This window comes from Nocardia sp. CA-120079 (assembly GCF_050955745.1).
Taxonomy (GTDB): domain Bacteria; phylum Actinomycetota; class Actinomycetes; order Mycobacteriales; family Mycobacteriaceae; genus Nocardia.
In genome coordinates, this window is sequence record NZ_CP192088.1 from 6,632,744 (window position 1) to 6,658,497 (window position 25,754).

At 65.1% G+C, this 25,754-nt stretch carries 27 protein-coding genes; 10 read left to right on the top strand and 17 right to left on the bottom strand.

The annotated features are described in order from the left end of the window. Positions 1-446: 446 nt before the first annotated feature. Both ACQPYR_RS30650 and ACQPYR_RS30655 read right to left on the bottom strand, forming a co-directional pair. Positions 447-863, bottom strand: coding sequence for a DoxX family protein (locus tag ACQPYR_RS30650; RefSeq protein ID WP_387295518.1), 417 nt, complete (start codon positions 861-863; stop codon positions 447-449). A 79-nt stretch (positions 864-942) separates the two neighbouring features. Further along, positions 943-1,824 carry an AraC family transcriptional regulator gene (locus ACQPYR_RS30655; RefSeq protein WP_433622383.1) on the bottom strand — a complete coding sequence of 294 codons (882 nt, stop codon included), beginning with the start codon at positions 1,822-1,824 and terminating at the stop codon, positions 943-945. Positions 1,825-1,877: 53 nt separating this feature from the next. On the opposite strand from ACQPYR_RS30655, the gene ACQPYR_RS30660 reads away from it, so the two are divergent. Then, complete coding sequence (locus ACQPYR_RS30660) at positions 1,878-2,357, top strand: VOC family protein (protein ID WP_433622384.1); 480 nt, start codon at positions 1,878-1,880, stop codon at positions 2,355-2,357. A gap of 38 nt (positions 2,358-2,395) precedes the next feature. Here ACQPYR_RS30660 and uvrB read toward each other — a convergent pair whose 3' ends face one another. Then, complete coding sequence (gene uvrB, locus ACQPYR_RS30665) at positions 2,396-4,579, bottom strand: excinuclease ABC subunit UvrB (protein ID WP_433622385.1); 2,184 nt, start codon at positions 4,577-4,579, stop codon at positions 2,396-2,398. 273 nt (positions 4,580-4,852) lie between these two features. Here uvrB and ACQPYR_RS30670 point away from each other — a divergent pair, with 273 nt between their 5' ends. Next, positions 4,853-5,497, top strand: a complete 645-nt coding sequence (locus tag ACQPYR_RS30670) for a DUF402 domain-containing protein (RefSeq protein ID WP_433622386.1) — start codon at positions 4,853-4,855, stop codon at positions 5,495-5,497. Between the two features lie 75 nt (positions 5,498-5,572). Then, entirely contained in the window at positions 5,573-6,097 is a 525-nt protein-coding gene (locus ACQPYR_RS30675) for a DUF402 domain-containing protein (RefSeq protein ID WP_433622387.1), read from the top strand. Positions 6,098-6,106: 9 nt separating this feature from the next. Here the strand turns inward: ACQPYR_RS30675 and coaE are convergent, their stop codons facing one another. Then, positions 6,107-7,318 (bottom strand): dephospho-CoA kinase, encoded by a 1,212-nt coding sequence (gene coaE, locus ACQPYR_RS30680; protein ID WP_433622388.1) that lies wholly within the window; start codon positions 7,316-7,318, stop codon positions 6,107-6,109. Between the two features lie 296 nt (positions 7,319-7,614). Between coaE and ACQPYR_RS30685 the strand changes: the two genes are divergently transcribed. After that, the gene (locus tag ACQPYR_RS30685) at positions 7,615-7,827 is read left to right on the top strand and encodes a hypothetical protein (RefSeq protein ID WP_040688985.1); all 213 of its coding nucleotides are present in this window, start codon (positions 7,615-7,617) and stop codon (positions 7,825-7,827) included. A gap of 204 nt (positions 7,828-8,031) precedes the next feature. On the opposite strand, the gene ACQPYR_RS30690 is transcribed toward ACQPYR_RS30685, so the two are convergent. From ACQPYR_RS30690 to rpsA, 3 genes are all read right to left on the bottom strand, one after another. Continuing rightward, positions 8,032-9,576, bottom strand: a complete 1,545-nt coding sequence (locus tag ACQPYR_RS30690; RefSeq protein ID WP_433622389.1) for a phospholipase C — start codon at positions 9,574-9,576, stop codon at positions 8,032-8,034. 131 nt (positions 9,577-9,707) lie between these two features. After that, positions 9,708-11,165, bottom strand: coding sequence for an SPFH domain-containing protein (locus ACQPYR_RS30695; RefSeq protein WP_433622390.1), 1,458 nt, complete (start codon positions 11,163-11,165; stop codon positions 9,708-9,710). A 79-nt stretch (positions 11,166-11,244) separates the two neighbouring features. After that, entirely contained in the window at positions 11,245-12,714 is a 1,470-nt protein-coding gene (gene rpsA, locus ACQPYR_RS30700; RefSeq protein WP_040689126.1) for a 30S ribosomal protein S1, read from the bottom strand. Between the two features lie 290 nt (positions 12,715-13,004). Between rpsA and ACQPYR_RS30705 the strand changes: the two genes are divergently transcribed. After that, positions 13,005-13,859, top strand: a complete 855-nt coding sequence (locus ACQPYR_RS30705; protein ID WP_433622391.1) for a class I SAM-dependent methyltransferase — start codon at positions 13,005-13,007, stop codon at positions 13,857-13,859. A gap of 4 nt (positions 13,860-13,863) precedes the next feature. On the opposite strand, the gene ACQPYR_RS30710 is transcribed toward ACQPYR_RS30705, so the two are convergent. Beyond that, on the bottom strand, positions 13,864-14,130 hold the full coding sequence (locus ACQPYR_RS30710) for a hypothetical protein (protein WP_433622392.1): 267 nt from the start codon (positions 14,128-14,130) through the stop codon (positions 13,864-13,866). A gap of 181 nt (positions 14,131-14,311) precedes the next feature. Beyond that, positions 14,312-14,899, bottom strand: a complete 588-nt coding sequence (locus ACQPYR_RS30715) for a TetR/AcrR family transcriptional regulator (protein WP_433622393.1) — start codon at positions 14,897-14,899, stop codon at positions 14,312-14,314. Positions 14,900-14,942: 43 nt separating this feature from the next. On the opposite strand from ACQPYR_RS30715, the gene ACQPYR_RS30720 reads away from it, so the two are divergent. Next, on the top strand, positions 14,943-15,839 hold the full coding sequence (locus tag ACQPYR_RS30720; protein WP_433622394.1) for an SDR family NAD(P)-dependent oxidoreductase: 897 nt from the start codon (positions 14,943-14,945) through the stop codon (positions 15,837-15,839). Between the two features lie 74 nt (positions 15,840-15,913). Here the strand turns inward: ACQPYR_RS30720 and ACQPYR_RS30725 are convergent, their stop codons facing one another. The 3 genes from ACQPYR_RS30725 to ACQPYR_RS30735 form a co-directional block, all read right to left on the bottom strand. Further along, positions 15,914-16,084, bottom strand: a complete 171-nt coding sequence (locus tag ACQPYR_RS30725; RefSeq protein ID WP_387295551.1) for a toxin-antitoxin system HicB family antitoxin — start codon at positions 16,082-16,084, stop codon at positions 15,914-15,916. Positions 16,085-16,092: 8 nt separating this feature from the next. Continuing rightward, positions 16,093-16,977 carry an SPFH domain-containing protein gene (locus ACQPYR_RS30730; protein ID WP_433622395.1) on the bottom strand — a complete coding sequence of 295 codons (885 nt, stop codon included), beginning with the start codon at positions 16,975-16,977 and terminating at the stop codon, positions 16,093-16,095. 75 nt (positions 16,978-17,052) lie between these two features. Further along, complete coding sequence (locus tag ACQPYR_RS30735; RefSeq protein WP_433622396.1) at positions 17,053-18,417, bottom strand: FAD-binding oxidoreductase; 1,365 nt, start codon at positions 18,415-18,417, stop codon at positions 17,053-17,055. Positions 18,418-18,488: 71 nt separating this feature from the next. Between ACQPYR_RS30735 and ACQPYR_RS30740 the strand changes: the two genes are divergently transcribed. Continuing rightward, complete coding sequence (locus ACQPYR_RS30740; RefSeq protein ID WP_433622397.1) at positions 18,489-19,382, top strand: LysR family transcriptional regulator; 894 nt, start codon at positions 18,489-18,491, stop codon at positions 19,380-19,382. A 2-nt stretch (positions 19,383-19,384) separates the two neighbouring features. On the opposite strand, the gene ACQPYR_RS30745 is transcribed toward ACQPYR_RS30740, so the two are convergent. From ACQPYR_RS30745 to ACQPYR_RS30760, 4 genes are all read right to left on the bottom strand, one after another. Then, the gene (locus ACQPYR_RS30745; RefSeq protein ID WP_433635288.1) at positions 19,385-20,137 is read right to left on the bottom strand and encodes an amino acid ABC transporter ATP-binding protein; all 753 of its coding nucleotides are present in this window, start codon (positions 20,135-20,137) and stop codon (positions 19,385-19,387) included. Between the two features lie 41 nt (positions 20,138-20,178). Further along, positions 20,179-21,141, bottom strand: a complete 963-nt coding sequence (locus ACQPYR_RS30750; protein WP_433622398.1) for an amino acid ABC transporter permease — start codon at positions 21,139-21,141, stop codon at positions 20,179-20,181. A 3-nt stretch (positions 21,142-21,144) separates the two neighbouring features. Then, on the bottom strand, positions 21,145-22,065 hold the full coding sequence (locus ACQPYR_RS30755; protein WP_433635289.1) for an ABC transporter substrate-binding protein: 921 nt from the start codon (positions 22,063-22,065) through the stop codon (positions 21,145-21,147). A gap of 201 nt (positions 22,066-22,266) precedes the next feature. Continuing rightward, a complete protein-coding gene (locus tag ACQPYR_RS30760) occupies positions 22,267-23,325 on the bottom strand; it encodes an isocitrate/isopropylmalate dehydrogenase family protein (protein WP_433635290.1) in 1,059 nt (352 codons plus the stop codon). A gap of 116 nt (positions 23,326-23,441) precedes the next feature. Between ACQPYR_RS30760 and ACQPYR_RS30765 the strand changes: the two genes are divergently transcribed. Together ACQPYR_RS30765 and trxA are read left to right on the top strand one after the other, a co-directional pair. Then, positions 23,442-23,963: a 2'-5' RNA ligase family protein gene (locus ACQPYR_RS30765; protein ID WP_433622399.1), complete on the top strand. Its 522-nt coding sequence runs from the start codon at positions 23,442-23,444 to the stop codon at positions 23,961-23,963. A gap of 68 nt (positions 23,964-24,031) precedes the next feature. Continuing rightward, entirely contained in the window at positions 24,032-24,400 is a 369-nt protein-coding gene (gene trxA / locus ACQPYR_RS30770) for a thioredoxin (RefSeq protein WP_387295563.1), read from the top strand. A gap of 62 nt (positions 24,401-24,462) precedes the next feature. Here the strand turns inward: trxA and ACQPYR_RS30775 are convergent, their stop codons facing one another. Next, positions 24,463-24,897 carry a 2-keto-3-deoxygluconate kinase gene (locus tag ACQPYR_RS30775; RefSeq protein ID WP_433622400.1) on the bottom strand — a complete coding sequence of 145 codons (435 nt, stop codon included), beginning with the start codon at positions 24,895-24,897 and terminating at the stop codon, positions 24,463-24,465. Between the two features lie 370 nt (positions 24,898-25,267). Here ACQPYR_RS30775 and ACQPYR_RS30780 point away from each other — a divergent pair, with 370 nt between their 5' ends. Beyond that, a complete protein-coding gene (locus ACQPYR_RS30780; RefSeq protein WP_433622401.1) occupies positions 25,268-25,579 on the top strand; it encodes a DUF6191 domain-containing protein in 312 nt (103 codons plus the stop codon). Positions 25,580-25,754 lie beyond the last annotated feature (175 nt).

Consider the following 25,754-nt stretch of genomic DNA (forward strand, 5'->3'; position numbering starts at 1 on the left):
GTCGGGTGCCTGCGCCGGTGCCACGTGGAGTCGTGGCACCAGCGCGGCGACTGGGGTCGACCATAGCGGCAAATCGACCGGAAATAGCAGAAATCGCAACACATCACACTTCGGGTGTTCTGGGTTTACCGACACAGGTTCATCCGGCGAATGCCACAGGACCTTTGCGACCTGGGCGGATCTAATTTCGGGGTCCGTGACTTGTGATCCATCACAACCGGCGCGAACGCCCTTGTCTCCCTGGGATATTCATCACATATACCCGACCGTGACCGCTATACGGCGGCAATGTCGGCCCGACCAGGACGGGTAAGAACGTACCCGGCCGGGCCGACGCCATCCACCCGGTTCCGCAGTAACCGCGATGGAGCTCCGTCGACTCGAAAATGCGGACGGCGTCTTTACGGCTCACAATATCGGCGCGATCGGCGCAAATCCGGTCGTATCTACAGACCTGTGAAAAGCGGTCCGGTGATGGTCAATCCGAGTTCGTCGACATGCGCGAAGAAGGCGAACAACATCAGCGAGGCGCCGGCGAGCGCGAGATCCTTGTTGAAATGGATCATCTCGCCCTGCTGGGCCTGCGGATCGGTCTCCTTCCAGAACTGGTGCATCAGAAACGCCGTCGGCACCAGCATGATCACCAGCAGCAGTGCCCCGAGGTCGGCCCATACGCCGAGCAGCACGCTGAGGCCGCCCACCGCGAGAACGACGCCGCCGGCCAGCACCGCGACCCGCGGCTGCGGCAGCCCGCGACTCCGCGCATAATCGGTCATCGCATCGGTCTGCGTGAAATGACCGAACGCGGAACTGAAGAACAACACCACGAAAAGCACTCGCCCTATCAACACCAAGACATCCATCACGAACTCCTCATTCGCCGATGTGGCGGGCCGATTCCGATTCGTGCTCGAATGGGTCGAACGCGAGCGGTCCTGCAAACTACATTCTCGTTGGGACGACCTTCGAAGTCACCTCGTTACGCGAGCGTAGCGAATTCTTGGCATATTCCAGTGGAGCCATTCCGACTTCCGCGGTGAACTCACGCGAGAAGTGCGCTTGATCGAAATAACCCAACTCGGTTGCCAGCGCCGCGAGATCTTCGATGCGTCCGCGCGCGAGTAGATCGGCGCCGTCCTGGAGCCGGTATCGGCGCAGCACCCATTTCGGTCCGGCGCCGACATAGCGCCGGAACAGCCGCTGTAATGTGCGGATCGGGATATCGAACCGATCGGTGACCTGATCGACCCTGGTCAGTTCTCGGTCCTGTTCCATGGCGTCGACGATGCGCAGCACCAATCGGTAGTTGGGATCCGTCGCGGCCTTCCGGCCGATGAGGAAATCCTCGATTATGCTGCGGCGCTTGATATCCGAGGATTCGGCCGATACGCGCTCGGCCAGCCCGGCGGCCTCGGGCAGCACGTCCGTGAGCGGTACGGCGGTGTCCCGGAACGCACCGACATCCAATCCGGTGAACGCACCGAATCCGCCGGCGCGAAAACGTGCGCCGAAAGTCTCCCCCGCGCCGCTGAGTTCCCGGACGAACTTTGTGGTGCAGACGCCGTTGACGAATCCGCCGGTGCGGGTTTCGGTGCGTTCGAAGGTGACGTTCACGCACGGGAACGGCAGCACCTCGGCATAGTACGGCGGCCGGCCGGTCAGATCCCAGCGCACCGACCAATACCACTCGACGAACCGCCCGACCTCGGGCCCGGCCGACAACCGCGCCAACGAGCGATGTCTGGCCTGCTCACCGGGATGCAGAATGCCCTTCACATTGTCGAGCGCGGGCACCGGAACCGGCCCGTCGGCTGCGCCGGTCACGGCTGTCGCTTTCTTACAAGACCACTTCGCCGCGCTCGACGAGGCTTATCGGCATGAGCGAAACAGTGAACACCGTGAACCCCATCGCCGACGGCTACCACTCCATCACCTGCTTCCTGGCCGTCCCGGACGGCAATAAGGCAATCGAGTTCTATACCAACGTCTTCGAGGCCGAGGTGATCAGCCGCAACGATCTCCCCGACGGCCAGCCCGCACACGCTGAACTGAAGATCGGCGACTCGACTCTGCAACTGGGCATGCCCATTCCGGACAACAATGTCCTGGCTCCCAACGGCGAATGGGTGCACACCTCGATCGTGCACTATTGCCCCGATGTCGACGCAGTGGTCAAGCGGGCCATCGAGAACGGCGCCCGCAGTGCGGAGGAGCCGCAGACATTCGTCACCGGCGACCGCTTCGGCGTCGTCCTCGACCCTTTCGGCCACCGCTGGGCGGTGATGACCAAGGTAGAGAATGTCTCGCGCGAGGAGGCCGAGCGCCGCGTCAACGAATGGATGGCCACCCAGGGCTGAACCACGCCGAGCCCGGCGGCGTCGAAAGACGCCGCCGCTCAACTCAACCCCGCGGCATCCATCCCGCGCAGTTCCTTCTTCAGATCCGCGATTTCGTCCCGCAACCGACCGGCCAATTCGAACTGCAGCTCGCGGGCCGCATTCATCATCTGCGCGGTGAGTTCCTTGACCAGATCAGCCAATTCGGCCCGCGGCATCGACTTGACGTCGCGGCCCTCGTACACCCCCGCGCTGACCGCCCGCCCCGGCTCGCCCTGGGCGCGACGGCCGCGGCTGACATTGCGGCCGGACCCACCGACGGCCACCTCGCTGTCGTCGGCCTCCTGATACACCTGATCCAGGATGTCGGCGATCTTCTTGCGCAGCGGCTGCGGGTCGAGGCCCATCGATTCGTTGTAGGCGACCTGCTTGGCCCGGCGGCGTTCGGTCTCCTCGATCGCGTGCTGCATCGAGTCGGTGATCTTGTCCGCATACATGTGCACTTCACCGGAGACATTGCGCGCCGCGCGTCCGATGGTCTGGATGAGGCTGGTGCTGCTGCGCAGGAAGCCCTCCTTATCCGCGTCCAGGATCGCGACCAACGACACCTCGGGCAGGTCGAGACCTTCGCGGAGCAGGTTGATGCCGACCAGCACGTCGTACTCGCCCAGTCGCAGCTGTCGCAGGAGCTCGACCCGGCGCAACGTATCGATCTCAGAATGCAGATACCGCACCCGGACACCGAGCCCGAGCAGATAGTCGGTGAGGTCTTCGGCCATCTTCTTGGTCAGCGTGGTGACGAGCACCCGTTCGTCACGCTCGGTCCGCAGCCGGATCTCGTGCACCAGATCATCGATCTGGCCCTTGGTCGGCTTGACGACGACCTGCGGATCGACCAGACCCGTCGGACGGATCACCTGCTCGACCACCTCGCCGCCGGCCTGACCGAGTTCGTACGGCCCCGGCGTTGCCGACAGGTAGACCGCCTGCCCGATCCGCTCGGCGAACTCCTCCCAGGTGAGCGGTCGGTTGTCGATCGCCGACGGCAGCCGGAACCCGTACTCGACCAGATTGCGCTTGCGCGACATATCGCCCTCGTACATGCCGCCGATCTGTGGAACGGTGACATGCGACTCGTCGATGACGAGCAGGAAATCCTCCGGGAAGTAGTCCAGCAGCGTGGCAGGTGCGGACCCCGCCGGGCGTCCGTCGATATGGCGCGAGTAGTTCTCGATGCCCGAACAGAATCCGACCTGTCGGATCATCTCCAGGTCGTACTGGGTGCGCATACGCAGCCGCTGCGCCTCCAGCAGTTTGCCCTGGCGGTCGAACTCGGCCAGCCGCTGTTCGAGTTCGGCTTCGATATCGCGAACCGCCCGCTCCATCCGATCCGGGCCCGCGACGTAGTGTGTGGCCGGGAAGATCCGGACGGTATCGACCTGCCGCACCACATCGCCGGTGAGCGGATGCAGGTAGTAGAGCGCCTCGATCTCGTCGCCGAAGAATTCGATGCGGACGGCGAGTTCCTCGTAGGACGGGATGATCTCGACGGTGTCACCGCGCACCCGGAACGAACCGCGGGTGAAGGACATGTCGTTGCGCGTGTATTGCACGTCGACCAGCAGCCGCAGGAATGCGTCGCGATCGATTTCGGTGCCGACATCCAGCTGCACCGACCGATCCAGATACGACTGCGGTGTACCGAGGCCGTAGATGCACGACACCGACGCGACTACCACGACATCGCGACGCGAGAGCAGACTCGAGGTGGCCGAATGCCGCAGCCGCTCGACATCGTCGTTGATCGAGCTGTCCTTTTCGATATAGGTATCGGTCTGCGCGATGTAGGCCTCGGGCTGGTAGTAGTCGTAGTACGAGACGAAGTACTCGACGGCGTTGTTGGGCAACATCTCTCGCAGCTCATTGGCCAGCTGCGCGGCGAGGGTCTTATTCGGCGCCATCACCAACGTCGGCCGCTGCAGCCGCTCGATCAGCCAGGCGGTGGTGGCCGATTTACCGGTGCCGGTCGCGCCGAGCAACACCACGTCACGCTCGCCCGCATTGATGCGACGCTCGAGTTCGGCGATGGCCGCGGGCTGATCACCGGCCGGCTGGTGTTCACTGACGACCTGGAACTGCCCGTCGGCCCGCTCGATCTCCCCGACCGGCCGGAACTCCGAATACGCCAGCGGGGTGCCCCGGTCCTCGTAGCCTTCCGCCGGGATTTCGGTTGCGAATGCCATGGTCACCAGCCTAGGCGCAGGCACCGACAGATTCTGCGGCCCGGCGGATCCGCCGGCGCCGGACTCGTCACCGGATCACGATCGGCGTATCCTTTCGCGATCTGAAGCATCATCGCGCCCCAGGGCCGATGCGCAATCTGTTACCTATCCTATAGGACAGGTAAACGGACGTTAATGTCCGTTGCCGCAACGAGATTCGGCATTTCTCGGCATCGGCGAACCGGCCGCAGCAGGTGTAGCCTGATTTGGTTGTCGGACATGAGGATGAGGCCAATGAGCGCTCTGATTCCATTGCTTGCCGCCGCGCCCGCTGTGACCGGTATCGCCGGTTACGTTGCGCGTGACTTTCGGGGGGTCGCTCCCCTGATCCAGCCAACCACCACCGCCGTCGCACCGGGGTCGCCGATGACTACCACCCAGCTAAGACCGAAGATCGAACATTTCAATATCGCCGAGCTGACCATGACCGATCCCAAGGGTTTCGTGCGCCCGATCGACCGCGTGCACGTCGAGCCGTGGGGCCTGTATGTGGCACGCACCGTCGGCGGTCCACGGATCCAATATATGGAGACCTGGCTGCTGCCCGAACTCTGGTTGCGCGTGACGATCGTGCACTACCAGCCCGGACATCACCGCGACCTGGACTATTGCCTGCATATCGGCGAGTACACCCGGATCGAGCCCAAGCGCTGGAAGTCGATGGACCAGTACCTCGAGATCGCGGTGCGCCACTCCCGCGCGGCCGAATTGCGGGGAGTCGACGATCTGCTGGCCGCCCATTCGGCCGGTCTGATCGACACGACGCATGCGCATCACGCGCTGGACCGGGCGACCAAGGCGATGGAGGGCCTGGCCGCGCACGGACACGAGGTCGAGCGCTGGCTTGCCACCAAAGAGATCACACTGACCTGGATGTAGCCGATTCGCCGGACGATCTGCCCAACCGCTGCCGTACCACTCGACGGCGCGGCAGCGGCGGTAGATTCTATTTGCATGACACAGGCACCATCAGTGGACGTGCACAGGCCCAAGGTCGAGTACTTCAATCTCGCGGACCTGACCAACACGGACCCGAAGGGCTTCGTCCGGCCGGTCGAGCGCTATTGGACCGAGCCATGGGGCCTGTACATGGCGCGCACCTCGGATCATCCGCAGTTCCACTACATCGAATCGTGGCTGTTACCCGGACTCGCCATTCGCGTGACGATCTTCCACTTCCACCCCGCGCATCGGCGGGATGAGGACTACTACATCGACCTCGGCCAATTCGCCCAGGTCGGTCCGAAGAAGTGGAAGTCGGTCGACCACTACCTCGACATAGTGGTGCGCTCGGGACGCGAGATCGAACTGCTCGATGTGGACGAGTTACTCGCCGCGCACACCGCGGGATTCATCACCCTCCGCGAAGCCCAGGCCGCCATCGAACGCGCGTCCATCGCGATCGATGGCATCGCCGCCAACGGCTACTCGCTCGACCGCTGGCTCGCCACCCAGGACATCACCCTGACGTGGCTGTAGTACCGCCGCTCAGCGTTCGACGCTGTCGCGCCAGGCCGCTGCCCGCGGGTAGGCGGCATCGAACCATGGTTCCTTCACATCCAGATACGCCAGTGTCGCCGCCGCGCCGGTCAGCCCGGCCGCCTTGGCCGCACCCTCGCGCTTGACCTCCAGATACTCCGCGCGCACCGCCGCATCGGCGATCAGCCAGTCCCGGAACAGCAGCGCGAACTCCTGCCCCGGCGAGCCCGCCACCCGGATATGTACATTCGCCAACCGCCCCGGATCGGCACTCTGGTGAAAACGCTTGGCCCACAACGCCGTATCGCTGCCGGTCGGATCCGCCGGGGTCGGCTTCGGGTTGTCGCCGGTGACATCGGGCCGAACCGGAAAACCGCCCGCCCCCAACGCGTCTCGCAGCCCATCGGCGGCCGCCAGATCCGCGACGGTGATCTGCACATCGATCACATCCTTGGCGGGCAATCCCGGCACCGCGGTCGAGCCGATGTGGTCGATTCGCGATGCCGCCGGACCACACGCCACCCACAGCCGGGCGATGAGCCGCTGCGCCTGCGCCGCCCACTCCGGATTCGCGGGCACGACGCGCAACTCCTTGCGCCGCGCCGGTGTCGCGGTGCGCAGGTTCTCCTCGAACGGCACCAACCGTTGCGTCCACAATTGCCGGACCACCGGGTCGATGGCCCCCGGTTCACCGCTATTGTCCAACAGCACATCCGCGACGGCGTGGCGTTGTTCATCGGTGGCCTGCGCCGAAATACGCGCCCGTGCATCCGTTTCGGAAACGTCACGGAATTCCACCAATCGCCGTATCCGAGTTTCCGCGGGCACGTCGACGATCAATACGAGATTCATCAGCGGTGCGAGACCGTTTTCCACCAGAAGTGGAATATCTTGAACGAGAATCGCATCCGACGGCGCGGCGGAAATCAATTCCGTGGTTCGTTTACCGACCAATGGATGGACAATGGAATTCAACGTCGCGCGAGCGTCGTCGTTTCCGAATGCCTTGGCCGCCAGCGCCGGCCGGTCCAGGCTGCCGTCGGCGGCGAGGATGTCGGGGCCGAACGCCGCCGCCAACGCCGTGAGGCCCTCGGTACCCGGCTCGACAACCTCCCTGGCGATCACATCGGAATCGATGATCACCGCGCCGAGCTCGGCGAGAATCCGCGCCACCGTCGACTTGCCCGCTCCCATGCCTCCGGTGAGGCCGATCCGCAACATTCGACCAGTCTCGCATCCGCGATGTCGCGCCGAACCAACCCCCTGTGCACACATTCCACCCAATGGGCCGGAATACCCACTCGCGCCGCACATTCCACCGTCTGAAACACCATTTGCCCGATCCGTGACTAGGCCGAGACCATCTCGCAACATTTCCGGTCGATTCCGGCCCCCGGCCCACAACTTTCCGACACGCCGAGGCAATTACTCGTGCAAAATACTGTGCCGAACACTTTCGTTCGACTAATCTTCGCCGTGGCGATCCAGGCCAGCACCAGCAAGCAAAGGAACTTTCATTGGGCACCAAAATCAACCAGGCGGGTCGCCACCGCTTGGGTAAGGCGGGGGGCATGCACTGCATCAAGCACCCTGCCGTCGCGGCCGCGCTCGCCGAGCACCGCCGCTCGTGGTTCACCGCTTTGATCAGCCCCGCCCGGCACAGCTTCGCGGCCATGCGAAAACGCTCCGCTGCCGCGACCGCGTACTGGGCGCCTGCGACCGCCAGCTGATTTCAGCCGCCTATCCGGCCATAAACTTCCGGTGACCCAGCCCCATCAGGGGTTGGGTCACTTCGTGCTGCCGTCAGCATTCCGCGCAGCGCGCATGCTCTCGGGGCCGCAACCCATCCCCACACACCGAAGGCGGCGGCGATCCCGATCGTCAGGTCGGCCTTGCGGCCGATCCGTTCGGCGAACAGCAAGAATACTCGCGACCTAGCCCCGCACGATGCCACTCGGACGGCGTCGCGACCCGGGCTGCTGGGTCGGCATCTGGTTGGGCGGCACCGGATACGGAACACCCTTGGTCGTGGTGCCCAGTGCGATATTCGGGCCGCACTGTGCGATCGCGGCATCCATCTTCGGCTTCGGATCACTCAGCACCGGCTTCGCCGCATCCGGGCTCGAGCCGAAATCGAAGGCCGAGGTCATATCGCCGGTGACACTGCGCCGCCACCGCGTCAGGTTCGGCACCTCGACGCCGAAGCGGGTTTCCAGCAGCCGCAGTTGGGACGTGTGATCGAAGGTCTCCGAGGCGACCAGCCCGCCGCGGCTGTACGGCGAAATCACCAGGCCGGGGACGCGATACCCCAAACCGATCGGACCCGCGACACCGTTGGATGCCTTCACCCGATCCAGCGGCACGGTGACGAATTCGCCCGGTGTGCCCGCCGGCGCGGTCGGCGGGGTGACGTGGTCGAAGAAGCCGCCGTTCTCGTCGTAGCTGATGATCAGCGCGGTCTTCTCCCACACCTTCGGATTGGAGGTGAGGATATCGAGCAATTGCACGATGCCGTATGCGCCGAACGCCGCGGGCAACGCGGGATGTTCGCAGTTGATCAACGACGGAATCACCCAGGACACAGCGGGCAGCGTGTCATTGGCGACGTCGGCCTGAAAGTCGTTGGGATACACCGGCGTAAGACCGCGCCGAGCCAATTCGGAATTCGGATCCGAGGATTGGGTGAAACAGCCGAGCATGCCGTCCAGAATTACCGAGGACAGCGGGCCGACATCGCGATTGTTGTAGACCTTCCAGCTGACGCCCGCCTCGGAGAGGTTCTCCGGGAAGGTCCGCCAACTGTAGACGTGCTGCGGAATCAGCGTGGGCGTCTCCAACAGCGGCCCACCGGCCACGCCGTCCGGGTCGATTGTCGCGCTGATCCAGTACAGCCGGTTCGGGTCCGTCGGACCCAGGACCGAGCAGTGGTAGTTGTCGCAGATGGCGAACGCGTCCGCGAGTTCATGGTGGATCGGAATGTCCTCACGCAGGTAGTAGCCCATGGCCGCGGGTGCGTTGGCCGGGCCGACGCTGGCAATGGACATCGGCATCCACTGATCGTTGGCGCCGCCGTTCCAGGCCCGGTGCATACCGCCCCAGCTGTGGTCCGGATCGTTGATGCATTCACCGTCGAGGGTCGCGCCGCGGGTGGTATCGAGGCGGAACGGATTCACGAAGCCGTCCGGGGTCGGACCGACACCGGGCGTCCATCCGTACTGCTGCCACGCCTTTGACGCCTCGCCGAAGCCGCGCACACCGGACATGGTGCCGAAATAGTGGTCGAAGGAACGGTTTTCCTGCATGAGCAGCACGAAATGCTCGATATCCCCGAGACCACCGGTGCCGGCCGGATCGGCGGCATAGGCGCGTTCGATGATCGGGTCGGCCCAGGACGCCAATGCGCCCACCGCTCCCGCCGCGGCGGCCTTCGCCAGGAACTGCCTACGGTTGAGACCGCTGAACGGACTCGCTGCGCACATGCGTGGTGTTCCTTCTCATCCGGTACTGATTGATCGGGGTTGATCTTGCCAGCGGGCTCCCGACTCGCCCGCACCCTATCGCTGAGTCGGGCACACATTCCGGCGAAGTTGGTCGATTGTCCAACTCGTCGCTATCGGCGGTTCACCTGATCCCCCGACTGGTCGAGCTCGTCCCTACTCGAGCTCACCGGCCGTGTCGCCGACCACGTTTCGAGCACCCGTGTCAGCTGCCCGATGAGCGCGGACAGCCCGGACAGATCCCCGCCGAGCTGATACGTCGTCAACTCACCGGGCGTCGGCAACTGCGCGACGATCTGGGGGAGCGCATCGACCAGCTGCGCCTGCGTAGCGGCGACCGAGCGGTGGTTCGTATTGTCGATGCGAATCCGATCCCGTTCCAGATCGAGCAGGGCATCATCATGCGCCGCCCGCGAGCGCCGGGCCGCGACGGCGATCTCACCGTCGAGTTCCAGCTCCCGCAATTCCAGCTTCCTGCGCAGGTTTTCGGCCTGTTCGCCATGTTGCTCACGCTCCAATCGCAGCGCGTGCAGTGCGGTCTCCTTGGCCAGATCGGCGACCGCGCGCTGATCGTCGTGCTCACGGGTGGTGCGCCGCAACCGTTCCGCGGTCTCGCGGTCGAACCGCGCGGCCTCGTTGCGCGCCCGTAGTTCGGCCAATTCCCGCTCGTTCTCGATCCTGCGTTCCTCGGCAACCCGATTCGCGTCCGTCTCGCGGGCCGAAAGCACTTCCTGCGCGGCGAGTTCCGCGAGGCGGGCGATCTGGTTCTGTTCGCTGCGGTAGGGCTTCTGCAGGTTCTCCCACAGCGTCGAAGAGCTGACCACCGCCTCCTTGATCTGCACCGTGACAATGCGCAGCCCGAGCCCACGATCGCTGTCCGCCTCGGCATTTCGATCGGCGCTGCCCTCGGCGACCGCCCGCAGCCGCGCGGTCAACTCTTCGATGATCGGCTGCTTATCGCTGAGCACATCGCGCACACCCATCGTGGAGACCTTGTCCTTGATGGCCGCCTCGGCCTGCTCGCGCAGCTGAATGTTGACCAGCCGCATGGGATCTTCGGCATCGGAGAAGTCCAGCTTGCGGTACGCGGTGGCGAAATCCTCGATGATCCACTGCACATAGCCCTGCACCAGCACGCCCTGCAGTTCACTGCAGATGCAGTAGGCGTTGATGAGAATCGTCTGCATCGCGCCAGGCACAACGAGATACGAATCCGTCGCGGGGTTGAACCGGAACGACACCCCGAGGCCGATGTGCAGCGGTTCCCCGCGACCGCGCCGGGTGTGTACGACGAAGGCATTGGGTGGCACCAAAACCGTTTGCCAGCGCCAGAATCCGGTGATCCGGACCTCCACCGGCCCCGGACCACCGCCCTGTGGTGTGGGCCCGACCCGTTCGGCCCGCTTGGCGATCGCACCGCGCCGCACCGGACCGCCCGGCGCCGCAGGGGCTGCGGCCGCCGCCATCGGCGCCGGGGCGACGGGTTTGCGGCTGCGCAGGTCACCCTCGAGCGCCGCCTGTTGCGCCACCACTTGGTCGAGATAATCGTTCTTGCCCGGATTGCTCCCCATGTCCGGGCACACTACCGCTTACCGCAACACAAAGGCCCCGGTCCGATCGGACCGGGGCCTTTGGCTACTGCTCTACGAATCAGGCGTTGCCGGAGAGCTTCTCACGCAGGGCCGCGAGCTGGGCGTCGCTGGCGAGCGAACCACCGGCGGGCTCGGCCTGGCCGGAGGACGCCTGCGAACCACTCTCGGAGGAGTAGTTGCCCGACGCGCCGCCGCCGTTCGCGGCCTCGGCCGCGGCGTCGGCCGCCATCTTCTCCATCTGCGCGGTGTGCATCTTGTGGCGACGCTCCGCCTCGGCGTAGCGGCCTTCCCACTCTTCGCGCTGCTTGTCGAAGCCCTCGAGCCACTCGTTGGTGTCGGGGTCGAAGCCCTCGGGGAAGATGTAGTTGCCCTGATCGTCGTAGCTGTCGGCCATGCCGTACTTCGACGGGTCGAACTCGGCGTGGTAGTCCTCGTTCGCCTGCTTCAGCGACAGCGAGATCCGGCGACGCTCGAGGTCGATGTCGATGACCTTGACCATCGCGTCGTCGCCGACCGCGACAACCTGGTCCGGGACCTCCACGTGGCGCTCGGCCAGCTCGGAGATGTGCACCAGACCCTCGATGCCCTCTTCGACGCGCACGAACGCACCGAACGGAACCAGCTTGGTGACCTTGCCCGGCACGATCTGGCCGATCGCGTGGGTGCGGGCGAACTGACGCCACGGGTCTTCCTGGGTCGCCTTGAGCGACAGCGAAACCCGCTCGCGGTCCAGGTCGACGTCGAGGACCTCGACGGTGACCTCGTTGCCGACCTCGACAACCTCGGACGGGTGGTCGATGTGCTTCCAGGACAGCTCGGAGACGTGCACCAGACCGTCGACGCCGCCGAGATCGACGAACGCGCCGAAGTTGACGATCGAGGAGACCACACCCTTGCGGACCTGGCCCTTCTGCAGCTGGTGCAGGAACTCGCTGCGGACCTCGGACTGGGTCTGCTCGAGCCAGGCGCGGCGGGACAGGACCACATTGTTGCGGTTCTTGTCCAGCTCGATGATCTTGGCCTCGATCTCCTTGCCGACGTACGGCTGGAGGTCGCGGACCCGGCGCATCTCGACCAGGGAGGCCGGGAGGAAGCCGCGCAGGCCGATGTCCAGGATCAGACCGCCCTTGACGACCTCGATGACGGTGCCCTTGACGGCCTCGTCCTTCTCCTTGAGCTCCTCGATGGTGCCCCACGCCCGCTCGTACTGCGCCCGCTTCTTCGACAGGATCAGGCGGCCTTCCTTGTCCTCTTTGGTGAGAACAAGAGCCTCGACCTCATCGCCCACGGAAACGACCTCGTTGGGGTCGACATCGTGCTTGATGGAGAGTTCGCGAGAGGGGATGACGCCTTCGGTCTTGTAACCGATGTCGAGCAGGACCTCGTCGCGATCGACCTTGACGATGGTTCCTTCGACGATGTCGCCGTCGTTGAAGTACTTGATCGTGGCGTCGATGGCGGCGAGGAAGTCCTCGGCGGAGCCGATATCGTTGACGGCTACCTGCGGCGAGGTGACGGTGGTGGGCATATGTCGGTTTGCTCCGGACGGATTGTGGTCGGTTGCGGACATTGGAACTTTCGGTACGCTGCGATCTCACCGCGATGACGCGACGTGACGGACATAATGAACGTACCGCACGCAAACGCTTGTGAAACTCAGCACGGGTGTTGGCATTACTTTTGTACAGTTGCCCCCGCAGATCGTTACTGCAATGACACCGGTACGGCAGTACCCAAGACACTCGCGCGTTCAGCGTACGCGACCTTGGTCCAGCCGGGCAAACCGGTCCCGACGCCACGCCGGGATAGTCTGACGGCGTGTCGGAAGATCGTCATACGCAGGCAAATGCGCTGCTCGGAACCACCACGACCGCGCGGACCAGAATCGGTTCGGCCGCCAGTCAGCAGGCCAGTCGGCGCTGGTGGGACGCCGACGCCGACCAGTATCACCAAACCCATGCCGACTTTCTCGGCGTCGACTCCCCCGCAGGCGAATTCATCTGGTGCCCGGAGGGCTTGCACGAGGGCGATATGCATTTCCTCGGCGAGGTCGCCGGTAAGCGGATCCTGGAGATCGGATGCGGATCCGCGCCGTGTTCGCGCTGGCTGGCCGGGCAGGGGGCCCACCCGGTCGGGCTCGACCTGTCCATGGGGATGCTCACGCGCGGACTCGCCGCGATGGCGCGCGGTGGACCGCGGGTGCCATTGGTGCAGGCGGGGGCCGAGGCATTGCCGTTCGCCGATGAATCCTTCGATCTGGCGTGTTCGTCCTTCGGCGCGGTCCCGTTCGTCGCGGATTCCGAACTGGTGATGCGCGAGGTTGCGCGGGTGTTGCGGCCGGGCGGTCGGTGGGTGTTCTCGGTGAACCATCCGATGCGCTGGATATTTCCGGACGACCCCGGACCCGCCGGTCTGACCGCCTCGATCCCCTATTTCGACCGCACGCCGTATGTAGAGGTCGACAGCGAGGGCGCGCCGACCTACGTCGAACACCACCGAACCATCGGGGATCGGGTGCGCGAGATCGTCGCCGCCGGGCTGGTGCTCGATGACATCGTCGAACCGGACTGGCCGGAATGGCTCGAGCGCGAGTGGGGACAGTGGAGTCCGCTGCGGGGTGAGTTGTTCCCCGGCACCGCCATCTTCGTCACCCGCAGGCCGGCCGACGCCTGATTTCTCAGAACGGCGGCAGAGCCGCGAAGTTCGGGTCGAGACGGGCGGCGGGGCAGGTATATGCCGCCCAGCGGCGGGCACGCGAGAGACAACCGCTTTCGGCATGGATCTCGGCGAGCCCGCGGCGCAGCGTTGTCAGGTCCGTCAGTGGCGCAAGCAGATCTGGTACCAGATCGAAGTAACTCAACTGGACGATGTCGCCCGTGGCGGGGTCCCGCCACGCGTTGCTGTCGAGCTGCTGTAATCCGCTGGTGTCGAACGAGATTGGCACCCGATCACGCTACCCGGCCGTGCGCTCGGGCAACCGCGGACGCGTTCGGCACCCGCAGATCGAACACCGTGTCGGGCGATACAGCGCGATATCGGCGTCTCCGATACGGCCACCATGGCATTCGGGGGCAGCTACGGCTGCTGGGGATTCCTCTAGCTGCCGCGAACTCGGCATCGCCGGATCAGATACCGGCCGAACGAAATTCATCGAGCAGCGCGGTTCGCGCATCGCCGATGTGCGAGCCGAGGTCACCGCCGGTGTGCAGCCAGATCTCGTAGCCCGCGAAGAAACATGCCATACCGACCTTGGCCCACAGCAGCGGCCGCACATCGGTGCCCGCCGCTACGCCCAATCGGCGCGCAAGGTGTTCGGCGACAAGGGATTCCACCGCATTTCGCTTGGCCAGCTCGCGGGCCTGCAGGGCCGGATGGTCCGCGATCAGCGCATCGCGGGCGCGCGCGTCGGCGATGCGATCGGCGAAACGCTCGACCAACGGGCCGATCACCGCCGCCATGGTTTCCTCCGGGGATTCGTCGGTCGGACGGTCGGCCAATAGCCGAGCCAGCTCCGCGCGATGCTCGTCGTCCTCGGCGAACAGCAATTCGTCCTTGCTCGCGTAGTAGCGATGCAGGGTGCGCGTCCCGACTTCGGCCTCGGCGGCGATATCCGCGACGGTGACGGCGTCGTACCCGCGCTCGACGAACAATCGCAGCGCGGCATCGGCGATCGCCCGCCTGGTCCGCTCCTTCTTCCGATCCCGCAATGACATCGGAATATTGTCGCACAGCGCGCCATATGGCAGACTCTGCCATATGGCAACAAGTGACAGAACTGTTGTGATCACCGGCGGAACCAGCGGACTCGGCCGTGAATGCGCGAGGGCGCTCGCCGCCGATCCACGGTGGACGGTCGTCGTGACCGGGCGCGACGCCGACCGGGCCCAGACGGAGGCCGCCGCCATCGGCGCGCGAGCGGCGACACTCGATCTCGGCGCACTGGCCTCCGTCGCCCATTTCGCCGACGAATTCCGCAGCAGCGGACTGCCTCCGTTGCACGCGCTGGTCTGCAATGCCGGACTGCAATTCACCCGCCGCAGCTACACCGAGGACGGCATCGAGGCCACCTTCGGCGTCAACCATCTCGGACACGTCGCGCTGGTCCAAGCACTGCTCGACGACCTGATCGCGCCCGCGCGCATCGTCTTCGTCACCTCGGGCACGCATAATCCGGATCAGTTCACCGGCATGCCCGATCCGCTGGATACCAATGTCCGCGAACTCGCCTATCCACCCGAGTCGACCGAATCCGCGCAGCGCGACGGTCGTCGCCGCTACAGCACGTCGAAGTTGGCGAACCTGCGGACCACCTACGAATTGGCGCGACAATTCGAGGCGCGCGGCATCACGGTGAACGCCTTCGATCCTGGACTGATGCCGGGCACCGGACTCGCCAGGGATGCCGGGTCGGCGGCACAACTGTTGTGGCGCACGGTCGCTCGGGGTCTGGTGTTGTTGCCGGGTGTGAATACGCCGCGCCGATCGGGCGAGGATCTCGCGTGGCTGGTCACGGATCCGTCGCTCGACGAGGTGTCCGGTCGGCATTTTGTGGGCCGCACCGCGAAACCGTCGTCGAAGGCGTCCTATGACCGCGGCGCGCAACACGCGCTCTACGCCGACAGTCTCGAACTCATCGGCGAACTCGCGCGCTGAAATCGTCGGACCGAATACCGACGATGCCGAATACCCATGGGCATTCGGCATCGTCGCGGCAGAGCTTGTTCCGGCTACTCCTCGGCCGGTTTCGCCTTCGGGCTTCGGCCCGCCTGTTTCAACGCGAGGCGCAGTGCGTACTCGATCTGGGCATTGATACTGCGCAGATCGTCGGCGGCCCATTGGGCAATGGCCTCGTGTATCGCCGGGTCCAGGCGTAGCAGGATCTTCTTGCGCTCGGCCATGAGGCGACTCAAGAGTAGAGCGAGCCGGTATTGACGACGGGTTGGGTGGCGCGGTCACCGCAGAGCACGACCAGCAGGTTCGACACCATCGCGGCCTTGCGTTCCTCGTCGAGTTCGACGACGCCCTGTTCGGCGAGCCGGTCCAGCGCGAGGCCGACCATACCCACCGCGCCCTCGACAATGCGGGTGCGCGCGGCGACCACCTGGGCCGCCTGCTGCCGAACGAGCATGGCCTGGGCGATCTCCGGCGCGTAGGCGAGGTGACTGATCCTGGCCTCGATGACCTCGATGCCCGCCAGATCGGTGCGGTCGCGCAATTCGATGGTCAATTCCTCGGCCACCTCGGCGCCGTCGCGCAGGCTGGTGGTGTTCTGGTCGTGCGCGTCGTAGGGGTGGGTCGTGGCCAGATGCCGCACCGCCGCCTCGGACTGGGTCTCCACGTACTCCTCGTAGTCGTCGACCGAGAAGGCGGCCTTGAAGCTGTCGACCACCCGGTAGACCACGACTGCGGCGATCTCCACCGGATTGCCGTCGGCATCGTTGACCTTGAGCTTCTGGGTTTCGAAGTTACGCACCTTCAGCGAGATGCCGCGCCGGTCGGTGAGCGGCACCACCGAGTAGAAGCCGGGTTCACTCAGCGAGCCGATGTAGCGGCCGAAGAACTGAACGACCTTGGCCTCGTTGGGATTCACCACGGTGAGCCCGGTGGCCAGCAACAGGAGCACGACCACGACCACGGTCGCGATGATCGAGCCGACGAGGGCGAGCACATTGTCGTTGTGCGCGGCCACGGCGTATCCGGCAATGGCGCCGCCACCGATCAGGAGCGTGAGGACAAACCACGACACCAGCACGAGAAAGCCGTTGACGTGGAACGCCGACCGAAGCTTCATGACATCCTCCGAGTATCAAAGTGATATCACGAAGATAGCATCAGACCGTCCCTCGCGATAGGGCGGTCGCGGCGATCAGTTCGCAGGTGTGATGTTGCGGTTGAAGCGGAACATGTTGCGGGAGTCGTACTTCGCCTTCAGCCCGGCCAGCCGCGCGTAGGTGTCCGGCGCGTAGCCACCTCGGGTCTGCGTCTCGTCGGCCGCGGCGCCCGCACCGTAGAGGAAGTTCAGGCTGTGGCCTACGGTCCACGGCGCGAGTGCCGCGCGGACCACCGCATGGTCCTCGGGCGCGGCATCACCCGCATCAGGCCCGGGCATGGTGATGACGCGAACGAGGTACTCGGCATCGCGGTTGTCCACGGCAATCCCCGCAGGACCACGCCTGCCCAGCGCGCCGCCGAGGTGCCGGATATCCACCACCGCCTGAATCGTCGATTCGGGTCCGGTGGCAGTGCGCAAGGCCGACAACGTTTCTCCGGTGAGCTCACCGAGCAAGGCGTTGGTGGCGGCATAGGCATGCGGGTGGTCGGGATCACTGTGGATGGTGTGCGATTCGGTGTACGGCATAAGCCGCAGATCGTCCTTCAGACGATCCCCGACCGCGCGCAACGGCGCGACCAGCAGCTCGCCGTCCGCTGCGGATCCGTTGTAGGCGATCCGTATCGACGCGACATAGCGCCCGCGCAGCGGTTCCGGAATCTGCGGAATGGGCGGGAAGGTCATGACGGTCACCGTCGAGGTCACCTCGTCGGGCAGCGTCGCGGTCCAGTCCTTCCAGGCTGCCATGGCCTGCTCGACCAGTGGGGTATCGAAGATCAACTGACCGCCGTAGACGGTGGCGACCGGCACGAGTTCCAGTTCCAGCGCGGTCACCACGCCGAAGTTGCCACCGCTGCCGAGCACCGCGCCGAAGAGTTCGTCGCCGGGGGTCAGCGTGCGGACTCGACCGTCGGCCGTGACGAGCTCGATGACGCGCACATGTTCGGCGGCGTAACCGAATTGCCTTGCCAGCAGGCCCAATCCGCCGCCGAGGCTGTACCCGACGACACCGACCGACGGCGAGGACCCGTTCAGCGGCGCCAGCCCGTACGGTGCGGCGGCCTCGACCAGCGCGCCCGCCCGCACTCCGGCACCGACACGGGCGGTGCGCGCCCGCGGGTCGATCCGGATATCGGTCATCCGGCGGGTGCTGATCAGCACGCCGCCGTCGGCCGCGACCGAGAGGCCGTGCCCGGTGGCCTGCACCGCGATCGGAAGTCCCTGGCGCGCGGCGTATTCGACCGCACCGCGCACATCCTCGGCGTGCACCGCACCGACGACCAGTGCGGGGCGGTGATGGTAAGCGGCCTGGAAGCCGGCGATCTCTTCGTCATATCCGGCGTCGCCGGGGCGGAAGACCGGGCCGGTGAAGGTATTGATGATCTCTGCGGTGTTTCCCATGCCATAGACGATGCCGCGCGCCAATCCAGAAGTACAACAGATAGTTCTGCTTGGACCTATAATCAGCAGTTATGGAACTGCGCCAACTCCGCTACTTCGTGACCGTGGTCGAGGAGGCCAACTTCACCCGCGCCGCCGCCCGATTGCACCTGGCCCAACCCGGACTCAGCGCCCAGATCCGCCAGCTCGAACACGAACTGGGACAGCAACTTCTGGATCGCGGCGGCCGCTCGGTGACCTTGACCGAGGTGGGCGCGGCGGTGCTGCCGCATGCCAGGGCCGCGCTGGCGGCGACCGAGCGGATTACCGCGACGGTGGACGAATTCACCGGACTGTTGCGCGGACACGTCCGCCTCGGCTGCATCTCCGGCGCGGGCGATGAGGAATTCGATATCGCCTCGGTGCTCGCGGACTTTCACGACGACCACCCGCAGGTCGGCATCAGCCTGACCGAGGACACCTCCGAACGGATGCTCGCGGCGGTGCGCAGCGGCGAGCTGGACATCGCCCTGGTCGGATTGACCGGTGCGGACATCGGCGCCGATATCGGTATAGATGTTGTGCTCGATACGCCGGTGGTCGCGGCGGTCGCGCTGAGCGGTAAGAAGCGTGCATCGATCACGCTCGACCAGTTGCGTGCGCACCCATTGATCTGTCTACCGCGCGGCACCGGCATCCGGGGTGTCTTCGACCGCGCCTGTGCCGCAGCGGGATTCGAACCCGATATCGCATTCGAGGCCGCCGCTCCCCCGCTGTTGCTGCGGCTCGCCGCCCGCGGCCTCGGCATCGCGGTGGTGCCCGCGCTGCCCGCCGAGGAGGCCACGGCATTCGGCGTACGGGTACTGCCGATCACCGAACCGGAGCTGCGCGGACAACTCGCGCTGGCGTGGCGGCGCGATCGCCCGGGCAGTCCGGCCTCGAAAGTCCTACTCGGACAACTCCGTATCGGCTTGGGCGGCCACTGAATTCAGAGCAACCGTGACAGGAACGCCTTGGTGCGTTCATGTTTCGGGTCGGCGAGCACCTCCCGCGGATTACCCGCCTCCACAACCACGCCGCCGTCCATGAACACCAGTTGGTCGGCAACCTCGCGGGCGAAACCCATTTCGTGGGTCACGACCACCATCGTCATACCGTCGGCTGCGAGTTCGCGCATGACCCCGAGCACCTCGCCGACCAATTCCGGATCCAGCGCAGAGGTGGGCTCGTCGAAGAGCATCAGCTTGGGATCCATGGCCAGCGCACGGGCGATCGCGACGCGCTGCTGCTGGCCGCCGGAGAGCTGGGCCGGATAGGCATTCGCCTTGTCCCCCATGCCGACTCGGTCCAGCAACTCGAGCGCACGCGCCACCGCGTCCGCCTTGCGGATGCCCTTCACCTGAATGGGCGCCTCGACAATGTTCTCCAGCGCCGTGCGATGCGGGAACAGGTTGAAATGCTGGAACACCATGCCGATATCGCGGCGCTGCTTGGCCGCATCGCGCGGGTGCAATTCGTAGAGTTTGCCGGCCTTTTCGCGATAGCCGATCAGATCACCATCGACATAGAGCCGACCCGCGTTCACCTGCTCGAGGTGGTTGATACAGCGCAGGAAAGTCGACTTACCCGAACCCGAGGGCCCGATCAGGCACAGCACATCGCCACGCCCGACCTCGAGCGAAATGCCCTTGAGCACCTGCAGCGCACCGAAGTTCTTACACACCCGATCCGCACGGATCATCGGCTGTACACCGGCCGGGTCTACCTTGTCTGTCGTCGCGCTCATTTCGCCTTCACAATCGTCTGAGCGTCGGCCAGTTCCTGCAGCTGCTTGGCGGTCAGCTGCCGCGAGGCGCCCCGTGAGTAGTAGCGCTCCAGGTAGTACTGCCCGATCATCAGCACGCTGGTGACCGCGAGATACCAAGTGGCGGTGACCAATAGCAATGGAATGGGCTGGAAGTTCACGCCGTAGATATCACGGGCCCGGCCGTAGAGGTCGGTGCTCAACGGGATCGCGGTGACCAGCGCGGTGGTCTTGAGCATTCCGATCAGCTCATTGCCGGTGGGCGGGATGATCACCCGCATGGCCTGCGGCAGCACGGTCCTGCGCATGGTCTGCGACCACGACATGCCGAGCGCCGTCGAGGCCTCGCGCTGGCCCTCGCCGACGGAATTGATTCCGGCACGGACGATTTCGGCCATATACGCGGCCTCGTTCAGTGCGAGGCCGATGACCGCGAAGGCGAACGCGGCCTGCAGCCCCTGCACGTCGATCCGCACGAACTCGGGCCCGAACGGCACACCGAGCTGGATCGACTTGTACAGCGACGGGAACAGACCCCAGAAGACCAACTGCACGAAAACCGGTGTGCCACGGAAAATCCAGAGATACACCCACGCCACGGCGCGCAACACCGGATTCGGCGACAGACGCATCACCGCGAGCAACGCGCCGAGCACGATGGCGATCGCCATCGCGAGCACGGTCAACTCGAGGGTGACCGCCGCGCCGGAGGCGATCCGGCTGTCGAACAAATACTTTCGATAGGTTCCCCATCCGTACGCGGGATTGGTGGCCGCGCCGTAGATGAACAACCCGAGCAAGGCGAGGATAATCGCCGCAGCGATCATGCGGCCCGGCCTGCGTAGTGGAACGGCCTTGATCGGCTCCGGTTCTGCCGCGTCGATCGGCCCGCCGGGCCCGGTGTTGTCGCCGGGCGCCGACGTGATTTCGGATGACGACATCGATCAGCCCGCGGCGCCGTTGATGACCGACTTGGTGATCGCGCCTTCCTGCACACCCCAGTTCTTGGTGATCTCCGTGTACTTACCGTTGTCGATCAGGTGCTGGACGGCGGCCTGCAGCGCCTTGCCGAGCGCCGAACCCTTGGGGATGGCCCAACCGTAGGGTGCGGAATCGAAGACCTTGCCCGCCGCCTCGATCTTGCCGTCGCTCTTCTTGATCGCGTACGCGGTCACCGGCGAATCCGCCGACATCGCGTCGACCTGGCCGAGCACCAGTGCGTTGGTCGCCGCGCTCTGCTCATCGAACGGCTTCTTATCGATGGCGGGCTTGCCCTCCGCCTCGCACTTCTTGCTGCGCGCCGGGATCTCATCGGTGTCCTGAACCGTGGTGGCCTGCACCGCGACCCGCTTACCGCAGGCATTGTCCGGGTCGATCGGCTTACCCGTCTGCTGCGCCCACTGGCTGCCCGCGTTGAAGTAGGTGGTGAAGTCGACGCTCTGTTCGCGTTCCTTCGAGTCGGTGATGGAGGACATGCCGACGTCGTAGGTGCCCGCCTGGATCGCGGGAATGATCTTCTCGAAAGAGGACTCGACGTATTCGGCCTTCAGGCCGAGGGTCGCGGCGACCGCGTCCATCAGGTCGACATCGAAGCCGACGATCTTGCCGCTCGGATCCTTGTACTCGTTGGGCTGATACGGGACATTGACTCCGACGACGAGCTTGCCCGACTGCTTGATCTTGTCCGGGAGCAGCGCGGCGGCCGTGTCGAGCTTGTCGATACCCTGTACCTTCGCCACCGCGGGCGAGTTGTCTTCGGAGTTACTACAGCCCGTCAGCACCAGTGCACCACCGGCTAGTACGCACATCGCTTGCAGGGCGCGCCTGCCAAGAACCGATCGAACAGACACAGCAGCCCTCCACATTTCGGATTCGAGAAACCCGGGTGTCACCACCCGTTTGGCAATCTAAGCGATCGTGGCGTTTCGTGCTGGACAGTAACGGAAGATTATCCGTTCTGTGCGGAACACTCCGGGCACAGCAAACACTCAGGTACCGGCGGTGGACCCTACCGGACGGTCCGGTGTTCGAACGATTTGGGTTCCCGGTCGCCCCGCCGGTCCGGGTCAGCGCCGGTGCACCCTGGCGCAGACATGCTCGGTGAATTCGCTGGTCGAGGCGAGACCGCCCAGGTCGGCGGTGGCAATGCCCGCGGCGAAGGCGCCCGCGACGGCGCGTTCGATGCGTTCACCAGCGCTCGACAGCGCGCGGTTGTTGTCGCGAATTCCCAGCCAGTGCAACAACATTGCCGCCGAGAGTTGGAGCGCCGCCGGGTTTGCGCGGTTGTGTCCGGCCAGTGTCGGTGCGGCGCCGTGCACCGCCTGTGCCATCGCCTTGGTTGCCGAGCAGTTGAGCGACGCGGCGATGCCGAGCGAGCCGCTGAGCTCACCCGCGAGATCGGAAAGGATGTCGCCGAAGAGGTTCTCGGTCACCACCACGTCGTAGTCGTGGGCGGCGCGGACCAGATGGGCGGCGACCGCGTCGACGTGTTCGTCGTCGACCTCGACGCCCGGATAGGCGCGGGCGACGTCATAGCAGACGTCGCGGAACAGGCCCATGGTCATGGGCAGCACATTGGCCTTGTGCACGATGGTGACCCGCTTGCGTCGCGCGGCCGCGAGCCGGAAGGCCTCATGCGCGATCCGCTCGCAGGCCGGCCGGGTGATCAGGCCGACCGCCATCGCCACGTCGGGGGTGGGCCGGAATTCGCCCGATCCGGCGAACATATTGCGGTCGGCATAGAAACCCTCGCTGTTCTCCCGGACGATCACCAGGTCGATATCAGCAGCGCTCGCCTTGATTCCGGCGAAGGCACGGGCGGGGCGGATATTCGCATAGAGGCCGAAGCGTTTGCGGATGGCGCCACCCGGTGCGATTCGATGTTCGGGCGGGTAGGCGGCATTATCGTGCGGGCCGAGGATCCAAGCGTCGAGTTCATCGAGGGCCGCGAGGGTCTGCTCCGGCAGCGGATTGCCGAATTCCGCGATGGCGTGCCGGCCCATCGGTAACCGAACCCAGTCGACCGAGACCGCGCCGGCCGCAGCGAGTGCTTCGTCGACCACCGCGCGGGTGGCGCGGACCACCTCGGGGCCGATGCCGTCACCTTCGATGAGGCCGAGTCGCATGGGCGACGTATCACGGTTCACCTGGCCATCCTCCCGCGATGCAAGTTGTTCGCCCACAACCGGGCCGCGTGTTCGCCGCCCATCGAGCCGCGCGGGCGGCTAACCTCACGTGAACTATGGTGCAGTCGGTCGAATTGTTGTTGGACGATGTGGCCGACGCGGAGATCCGGCGGCAGTGGCAGTTGCTCGTCGATGCAGGCATTCCGAGTTTGGCCGGAAAGCAGACCGAAACCAACCGGCCGCATATCACCGTCGCGGTGGCCAGGCAGATCTGGCCGCGTATCGATCACGCGCTGGACCAGCTCACTTTCCGGCCGATTCCGATACGACTAGGCGGCGTGCTGGTCTTCGGTGCGCGCAATCCGATCCTGGTTCGGTCGGTGGTGCCGTCGGAACACCTGCTCGCACTGCAACGTCGTATTTTCGCCGTCGTTTCGCCGTGTCCCGGCATACCGTCGAATGTGCAACCCGACGAGTGGACGCCGCATATCACCCTGGCCAGACGGGTGCCGACGCAGCATTTGGGCGAGGCGATCCACGCCGTCGCCAGGGACCGTGATTTTCCCGCGACCGTCGTGGGTATCCGGCGTTGGGACGGCGATCAACGGCGCGAGTGGCCGGTCGCCCGAGGAAGATAGCAGCATCGCCGGAAGATATATACCGCGCCGGACGTTATAGCTGGCGACAATCGACACGAGAGGACGTCATGGCCACCCAGACCCTGAATCAACAGAATTTCGATGAGATCGTCACCGGGAACGACGTGGTACTCGTCGATTTCTGGGCCGACTGGTGCGGTCCGTGCAAGAGCTTCGCACCCACCTTCGAGGCCTCCTCGGACAAGCATCCCGATGTCGTGCACGGCAAGGTCGACACCGAGGCCGAACAGGGCTTGGCCGCCGCCGCCAACATCCGCTCGATTCCGACCATCATGGCGTTCCGCGAGGGCGTGCTGGTCTTCGCGCAGCCGGGCGCCCTGCCGCCAGCCGCGCTGGAGGATCTGGTCACCCAGGTGAAGGCGCTGGATATGGACGAGGTGCGCAAGCAACTCGCCGAGCAGCAGACCGGTCAGTAAACCGCACCAACGGGTCGTTCACATTCCGCGGAATGTGAACGACCCGTTGCGTTTTCGTAGGCTCAGGCGTCCAGCTTGTTGACGCCCGCGATCATGGCGCGGACCGTCGATTCGGCACTGTCGTCGGCCAGGGCCGCACCCCAGCCGCGCCTGCCGTTGCATTCGCACTGCACGAACGTCGCGGTGCCCGCAGCGGTGCGGCGCTGGTGGAATTGCAGGATTTCGACCGGATAGCCCTCGTCGTAGAGCGCCGAGGTCATCGCGGCGACCGGACTGCCTGCAGCGATCACCGTGCGCAGGTGGTCGGCGAATTCCAGGGTGGCCGTGAACTCCGCGCTCCGATTGCCCGCGGGCGACCAGTCGCCGACCCGAATCGGGCCGGAGTGCTCGCAGTAGCGGTGGTGGAATTGCGTGGGTGTCAGATCGGCGCATTCGGCGCGCAGCGCCTTGGGGGCTGCGGCGATGAACATGTTGGGGTCAAGAGTCAGGATGGTCATTGTGCGGAGGTCTTCCCGAGGATTGTCTTCTCAATTGACAGAGGGGACCAGCAGTAAGTAGTCAGTAGCCCGCAGCGAGGGGGCCGGTCCGAATCAGACCCCGCTACGGCGGGTTACTACGAGAAGTCGCCGAGTTGCCACCATCGCGGTAAGCGGAATTAGCACTGCGCTGTCGCGGTCTGCGACGTGGAGCGCGGCGCTGTGGCGGTCGGCGGGATTCGGCACGCCGACAAGAATAGGTCGATCTCGACGCAATAGCAACCACATTCCTCACCCCGTCGCGCCTACTCGCCAGTACCATTTGCGCAGCTCAGGGGCATAGCGCCGAGGACGGATGGCAAGCCGTCGTCGGGCCGGTACTTTCGGTCACATGGGTGCTCTCGTCGCCATGACCATTCCCGGATTGGCCATCCTGCTGATCGGACTCGCATTCGTCGAGGTGCTGTGGAATCGGCTCACCGGCAGTCGGATACTGCCGTGGTTCAAGCACCGCAAGCACACGCCGGTCGCCGCAACCGGATTCGAACAGGTTGCCGCGACCTTTCAAGGTTCGAAGCATTACGAGTTCGAGCAGCGACAGACGGCACTGATGCATAAAGAAGATAAGTCCGATGGAGCGCCGCCGCGCGATGAGATCGATCTGCGAATGGGATCGGCGAGACTGGTGCGGCGCGAGCAGTGATCATTCGAACGTGAACGATCCGGCGGTCTGACGTGGTATCCGCACCATTATCGCCAAAGCTGTCCCGGGGGACGTTGATATCGTTTTCGGTCTTGGCTAGAGCCGGAGGTGCGCTGGTTGTCGCCGTAATCCTCGCGATCGGTGTAACTGGTTGTGGCTCCGCGATCAGCAGGCC

Bases quoted from the DNA above. Each gene is read 5' to 3' on its own strand.
- ACQPYR_RS30650 (WP_387295518.1), bottom strand. From the start codon at position 863: ATGGATGTCTTGGTGTTGATAGGGCGAGTGCTTTTCGTGGTGTTGTTC.
- ACQPYR_RS30660 (WP_433622384.1), top strand. From the start codon at position 1,878: ATGAGCGAAACAGTGAACACCGTGAACCCCATCGCCGACGGCTACCAC.
- uvrB (WP_433622385.1), bottom strand. From the start codon at position 4,579: ATGGCATTCGCAACCGAAATCCCGGCGGAAGGCTACGAGGACCGGGGC.
- ACQPYR_RS30670 (WP_433622386.1), top strand. From the start codon at position 4,853: ATGAGCGCTCTGATTCCATTGCTTGCCGCCGCGCCCGCTGTGACCGGT.
- ACQPYR_RS30675 (WP_433622387.1), top strand. From the start codon at position 5,573: ATGACACAGGCACCATCAGTGGACGTGCACAGGCCCAAGGTCGAGTAC.
- coaE (WP_433622388.1), bottom strand. From the start codon at position 7,318: ATGTTGCGGATCGGCCTCACCGGAGGCATGGGAGCGGGCAAGTCGACG.
- ACQPYR_RS30690 (WP_433622389.1), bottom strand. From the start codon at position 9,576: ATGTGCGCAGCGAGTCCGTTCAGCGGTCTCAACCGTAGGCAGTTCCTG.
- ACQPYR_RS30695 (WP_433622390.1), bottom strand. From the start codon at position 11,165: ATGGGGAGCAATCCGGGCAAGAACGATTATCTCGACCAAGTGGTGGCG.
- rpsA (WP_040689126.1), bottom strand. From the start codon at position 12,714: ATGCCCACCACCGTCACCTCGCCGCAGGTAGCCGTCAACGATATCGGC.
- ACQPYR_RS30715 (WP_433622393.1), bottom strand. From the start codon at position 14,899: ATGTCATTGCGGGATCGGAAGAAGGAGCGGACCAGGCGGGCGATCGCC.
- ACQPYR_RS30720 (WP_433622394.1), top strand. From the start codon at position 14,943: ATGGCAACAAGTGACAGAACTGTTGTGATCACCGGCGGAACCAGCGGA.
- ACQPYR_RS30725 (WP_387295551.1), bottom strand. From the start codon at position 16,084: ATGGCCGAGCGCAAGAAGATCCTGCTACGCCTGGACCCGGCGATACAC.
- ACQPYR_RS30730 (WP_433622395.1), bottom strand. From the start codon at position 16,977: ATGAAGCTTCGGTCGGCGTTCCACGTCAACGGCTTTCTCGTGCTGGTG.
- ACQPYR_RS30735 (WP_433622396.1), bottom strand. From the start codon at position 18,417: ATGGGAAACACCGCAGAGATCATCAATACCTTCACCGGCCCGGTCTTC.
- ACQPYR_RS30740 (WP_433622397.1), top strand. From the start codon at position 18,489: ATGGAACTGCGCCAACTCCGCTACTTCGTGACCGTGGTCGAGGAGGCC.
- ACQPYR_RS30745 (WP_433635288.1), bottom strand. From the start codon at position 20,137: ATGATCCGTGCGGATCGGGTGTGTAAGAACTTCGGTGCGCTGCAGGTG.
- ACQPYR_RS30750 (WP_433622398.1), bottom strand. From the start codon at position 21,141: ATGTCGTCATCCGAAATCACGTCGGCGCCCGGCGACAACACCGGGCCC.
- ACQPYR_RS30755 (WP_433635289.1), bottom strand. From the start codon at position 22,065: ATGTGGAGGGCTGCTGTGTCTGTTCGATCGGTTCTTGGCAGGCGCGCC.
- ACQPYR_RS30760 (WP_433635290.1), bottom strand. From the start codon at position 23,325: ATGCGACTCGGCCTCATCGAAGGTGACGGCATCGGCCCCGAGGTGGTC.
- ACQPYR_RS30765 (WP_433622399.1), top strand. From the start codon at position 23,442: ATGGTGCAGTCGGTCGAATTGTTGTTGGACGATGTGGCCGACGCGGAG.
- trxA (WP_387295563.1), top strand. From the start codon at position 24,032: ATGGCCACCCAGACCCTGAATCAACAGAATTTCGATGAGATCGTCACC.
- ACQPYR_RS30775 (WP_433622400.1), bottom strand. From the start codon at position 24,897: ATGACCATCCTGACTCTTGACCCCAACATGTTCATCGCCGCAGCCCCC.
- ACQPYR_RS30780 (WP_433622401.1), top strand. From the start codon at position 25,268: ATGGGTGCTCTCGTCGCCATGACCATTCCCGGATTGGCCATCCTGCTG.